This window comes from Isoptericola sp. NPDC055063, from assembly GCF_053608125.1.
The window spans coordinates 46,404-50,241 of the sequence record NZ_JBSGUW010000001.1 but is presented as its reverse complement, the minus strand read 5'-3'; the positions used below and the strand labels follow the sequence as shown (position 1 = coordinate 50,241).

Annotated in this window: 5 protein-coding genes; 2 read left to right on the top strand and 3 right to left on the bottom strand. The window is 72.3% G+C overall.

Going from position 1 to position 3,838, the window contains the following annotated elements:
• Positions 1 to 117: 117 nt before the first annotated feature.
• The 3 genes from ACWF41_RS00265 to ACWF41_RS00255 are packed head-to-tail and all read right to left on the bottom strand — an operon-like array spanning position 118 to position 1,840.
• The gene (locus ACWF41_RS00265; protein WP_380326874.1) at positions 118 to 675 is read right to left on the bottom strand and encodes a vitamin K epoxide reductase family protein; all 558 of its coding nucleotides are present in this window, start codon (positions 673 to 675) and stop codon (positions 118 to 120) included.
• A gap of 59 nt (positions 676 to 734) precedes the next feature.
• Positions 735 to 1,007, bottom strand: a complete 273-nt coding sequence (locus tag ACWF41_RS00260; RefSeq protein WP_380326871.1) for an HPr family phosphocarrier protein — start codon at positions 1,005 to 1,007, stop codon at positions 735 to 737.
• Positions 1,008 to 1,039: 32 nt separating this feature from the next.
• Positions 1,040 to 1,840 carry a TetR/AcrR family transcriptional regulator gene (locus tag ACWF41_RS00255; protein ID WP_380326868.1) on the bottom strand — a complete coding sequence of 267 codons (801 nt, stop codon included), beginning with the start codon at positions 1,838 to 1,840 and terminating at the stop codon, positions 1,040 to 1,042.
• 124 nt (positions 1,841 to 1,964) lie between these two features.
• On the opposite strand from ACWF41_RS00255, the gene ACWF41_RS00250 reads away from it, so the two are divergent.
• Both ACWF41_RS00250 and ACWF41_RS00245 read left to right on the top strand, forming a co-directional pair.
• A complete protein-coding gene (locus ACWF41_RS00250) occupies positions 1,965 to 2,942 on the top strand; it encodes an ATP-binding cassette domain-containing protein (RefSeq protein WP_380326865.1) in 978 nt (325 codons plus the stop codon).
• The gene (locus tag ACWF41_RS00245) at positions 2,939 to 3,802 is read left to right on the top strand and encodes an ABC transporter permease (protein ID WP_380326863.1); all 864 of its coding nucleotides are present in this window, start codon (positions 2,939 to 2,941) and stop codon (positions 3,800 to 3,802) included. The genes ACWF41_RS00250 and ACWF41_RS00245 overlap by 4 nt, the downstream gene beginning before the upstream one ends.
• Positions 3,803 to 3,838: the final 36 nt, after the last annotated feature.

Sequence of the window (3,838 nt, the reverse complement as noted above, 5' to 3'; positions counted from 1 at the left end):
CGTACTCCTCCCCCTTCTGGGGCCCCCTTCTTCCTCCGACCCCCCCCGGGTGTTTGGGGGCGGTTGTTTTCGCCCCTTTCCGGGCAGAGAAGCCGCCCCACCCCCCCGCTCACAACTTCAGGCGAAGAGGGCGTACCCGTACTTCAGCAGGACGGCGGCGACGAGCAGCGCGAACCACGCGGCGGTGAGGATGCCGAACGCGCCGGAGCGCACCAGCGACATCGCCCACGACTGCACCCGGGCGGGCCAGTAGAGGTTGTCCTCGAGGATGTTCCAGTGCAGCATCGACGCGAACACGAGCGTCGTGGACACCGTGATCGTCAGGCACCAGGGGCACAGGGCGCCGATGACGAACATCGACTGGTAGAAGAGCCAGTACGCGAAGACGAACCCCAGCAGGTAGACGGTCTGGGCGGCCGTCATGAACCAGCGGGGGAACCGCACGCCCGCCAGACCCGCGACGGCCACGGTGATCACGACGGACTCGGCGATGAGCCCGAGGAAGGCGTTCGGGAAGCCGAACAGGCTGGCCTGCGGCGACGTGCCGACGGTGCCGCACGAGATCACGGCGTTGATGTCGCACGACAGCGCGGCGGTGGGGTCCGCCGCCAGGTGCACGGCGTCGACCGACAGCACGAACGCGGCCACCAGGCCGACCAGCGCCCCGACGAGCATCTCGCCGAAGAGCCAGCCCGCCGAGTGGAAGAACCCGCGCGGGCGGTCGGGCCGGTCCGTCAGGCCACCGCTTCCTGCGACAGGAACTCGACGAGGGCGTCGAGCGCGGCGCCGGCGTCGTCGCCGTCGGCCTCGGTGCGGAGCACCACCTCGTCGCCGACCCCGGCGCCGAGCGTCATGATCCCGAGGATGCTCGCGGCGTCGACGGCGTCGCCGCCGGCGGTCTTGGCGATCTGCACGGGCACGGGCTGCTGCGCGGCCTTCTGCGCGAAGAGCGCGGCGGGGCGGGCGTGCAGGCCCTCGGTGATGGCGACGACGACGGTGCGTTCCATGGGGTCCTCCGGGGACGGTGGTCTGGACCAGTTCATCGTAGGGGCGCGGGGCCGTCCGGGGAAGTCCGGTGCGCCCGGTCGATCGCCATCCCGACGGAGTCGAGCAGCCGCTCCAGCGACGCGTCGAACGGCGTGGCCTCGGCGTCGAAGCCGCCCGCCTCCCAGATGCGCAGCATCGTGGGGTAGCGCTCGCGGTCGAACCAGTCGGCCCAGAAGCTGCTCATCGACGTCCAGTACTCGTCGTTGCTCTGCCCGGATGCGTCCTTCTCCGCCGCCTCCGCGACCGTCGAGCGGGCCAGGCCGCGCACGAACGCGTCGACGAGCCCGACGATCTCGACCACCTGTCGCGCGGGCAGCCCCGTGTCGACGAGGGTGCGCAGCCCGCACTCCTGCGCGTCGAGCACCGCGGGGGTGAGCGGCAGCCGCCACATGTTCGTCTGCAGGATCCACGGGTGGCGCTGGAACAGCTCCCAGTGCGCGCGGGCGTAGGCGGCGAGGCCGTCACGCCAGCCGGCGTCGGCGGGCGGCAGGTCGAGCTGCGCGAACGCCCGGTCGATCATGAGGTCCTGCAGCTCGGCGCGGCCGGGGACGTAGGTGTAGAGCGACATCGCGCCCACGCCGAGGTGGGCGGCGACCCGGCGCATCGACAGGGCGTCGAGCCCGTCGGCGTCGGCGATCGCGGTGCCGGCGCCGACCACGTCCTCCAGGGTGAGGCGCGCCCGGCGGCCGCGACCCGACGGCTGCGGCGGGTCCCACAGGAGGGCCAGGCGGCGGACGACCTCGGGCGGGCGGGGGACCCCGTCGTCCGGCGGCTGCGGCGAAGTGCTCGACATGGATCGTCATCCTCCCATCCCGGCCGCCCGGCCGGCCGCAGGGCCTTGTCGGACCCCCTCGTTACGCTCGAGACTAGTTCCAGTACAGCGTACGAGAGTAGTCCGGAGAAGAGAGGGGATGGACATGATCCGAGCACGCGGCCTGACCAAGACGTTCAGCCGTCGCAAGGAGACCGTCGAGGCGGTCAAGGGGATCGACGTCGACGTCGCGGAGGGTGAGCTCGTCGCCTTCCTGGGGCCCAACGGCGCGGGGAAGTCCACCACCCTGCGGATGCTGACGTCGCTCCTGGCGCCGACGTCGGGGGAGGCGACCGTCGCCGGGTACGACGTCGTCAAGAGCCCCGCGCAGGTCCGCGCCCGGCTGGGCTTCATCGGGCAGGGCAACGGCGGCGGGTTCAGCTACAAGGTCGTGGACGAGCTGCACAACCAGGGCCGCTTCTACGGCCTGGCCCCGGAGGTCTACCGGGAGCGGGCGGCCGACCTCCTGGCCGCCCTGGAGCTCACCGGGCTCGAGAAGCGGTCGGTGCAGTCGCTGTCCGGCGGCCAGCGCCGCCGGCTCGACGTCGCCCTCGGCCTGATGAACCACCCGCCGCTGCTGTTCCTCGACGAGCCCACCACCGGCCTCGACCCGCACTCGCGGGCCAACCTCTGGGGGCACATCACCGCCATGCGCGAGCGGTACGGGATGACGGTCGTGCTCACCACGCACTACCTGGACGAGGCGGACAGCATGGCGGAGCGGGTGGTCGTCATCGACCACGGCGAGATCATCGCCGACGCCGCTCCCGACGTCCTCAAGCGCCGCCACGCGGACGACTCCCTGACCCTCGTCGTCGCGACCGACGACGGCGCGGCCGTCCGGGCAGCGCTGCCCGACGGTGTCGGCGACGTCGAGCTCGGCGACGTCGAGATCACGGCGCACGACGCCGGGCTGCGGGTGCGCGTCGCCACCGCGCAGGGCGCGGACACCCTGCCGGGCGTCATCGAGGCGCTGCGCGTCGCCGGCATCACCACCACGTCGGCGAGCGCCCGCCAGGCCAGCCTCGACGACGTGTTCCTCAACCTCACCGGCCGGAGCCTGCGCGAGGAGGCGGCAGCATGACCGAGCAGACCCGCACCACCACCCCGGCCGCCGCGACCCACGAGGCGCCGCGCGTCGTCACGCGGACCGGGCCGGGCAAGTTCGTCTCCGACACGGCCGCCGTGTTCACGCGCGAGATCCTGCTGGTGCTGCGCGACCCGTTCACGCTGATCTTCTCGCTGCTGCAGCCGCTGATCTTCCTCGGGCTGTTCGGCCCGCTGCTCACGGGCACGTTCGGCGGCGGCTTCGGCGGGCCGTCCGGGGCGGGGGGAGCGAGCACCGCGGACACCCTGCAGTGGTTCGTGCCCGGCGTGATCGTGATGATCTCGCTGTTCGGCACCTCGATGACCGGCTCGAACCTGCTGTACGAGATCATGACCGGCTCCTACGAGCGGGTGCTCGCCACCCCCCTGGACCGCTCGTCGATCCTCGTGGGCCGCGCGCTCAAGGAGTTCGCGCCGCTGCTGGTGCAGGGCCTGATCATCGCGGCGGTCTGCATCCCGTTCGGGTTCCGGTTCCACGTGCTGCCGGCGCTCACGGGCCTGGTGCTGCTCGGCGTCTTCGGCGTGGGGATCGGCGCGCTCTCGCACGCCCTCGCGCTGGCGTCCAAGGGGCGCGAGTGGCTGTTCTGGGGCGTGCAGCAGTCGCTGCTGTTCCCGCTGCTCATCCTGTCCGGGATGATGCTGCCGCTCGAGGCCGGCCCGTCGTGGATGCAGACGGCGGCCAAGTTCAACCCGCTCACCTACATGGTCGACGCCGAGCGCGTGCTGTTCGGCGGCACGTTCGCCGACCCGGCCGTGCTCTGGGGCATCGTCGCCGCGGTGGCCACGTGCGCCGTCGGCCTCGTCGTCGGCATCCGCGCCACCCGTCGGTCCGTCTGACCCACGCAGTGGGTGGGGAGGGGGAGGGGGGACGAG

Bases quoted from the DNA above. Each gene is read 5' to 3' on its own strand.
- ACWF41_RS00265 (WP_380326874.1), bottom strand. From the start codon at position 675: ATGCTCGTCGGGGCGCTGGTCGGCCTGGTGGCCGCGTTCGTGCTGTCG.
- ACWF41_RS00260 (WP_380326871.1), bottom strand. From the start codon at position 1,007: ATGGAACGCACCGTCGTCGTCGCCATCACCGAGGGCCTGCACGCCCGC.
- ACWF41_RS00255 (WP_380326868.1), bottom strand. From the start codon at position 1,840: ATGTCGAGCACTTCGCCGCAGCCGCCGGACGACGGGGTCCCCCGCCCG.
- ACWF41_RS00250 (WP_380326865.1), top strand. From the start codon at position 1,965: ATGATCCGAGCACGCGGCCTGACCAAGACGTTCAGCCGTCGCAAGGAG.
- ACWF41_RS00245 (WP_380326863.1), top strand. From the start codon at position 2,939: ATGACCGAGCAGACCCGCACCACCACCCCGGCCGCCGCGACCCACGAG.